This window comes from Paenibacillus sp. F024 (genome assembly GCF_057814255.1).
Map to the genome: position 1 here is coordinate 1 of NZ_JBVASZ010000136.1, position 305 is coordinate 305.

General features: G+C 49.2%; 1 protein-coding gene. It reads left to right on the plus strand.

All coding sequences use genetic code 11. The features are described 5' to 3' along the window. Nucleotides 1–55 precede the first annotated feature (55 nt). A partial coding sequence (locus ACZYR9_RS27690) for a carbon starvation CstA family protein (protein WP_488981504.1) occupies nt 56–305 on the plus strand: 250 nt, incomplete at its 3' end.

Sequence of the window (305 nt, forward strand, 5' to 3'; positions counted from 1 at the left end):
CATCTCCTATGATGATTGTGCGCAAAAAGAAAACGATTACCGGGAGTGTGACATGATGAAAAACAAATTCGTTTCGTATGTGGTATGGGCGGTTATTGCGCTCTTAGGGGCGGCAGGCTTTGCCAGGATTGCGCTTGCGAACGGCGAGAGCATCTCGGCGGCTTGGTTGATCATAGCCGCGATCTGTACCTATGCGTTTGGCTACCGGTTTTACAGCCTGTTTATCGCAAGGAAAATTTATGAATTAAACGACGATCGGGCGACCCCTGCTCACGTCCACAATGATGGCAAAGACTTCGTTCCAA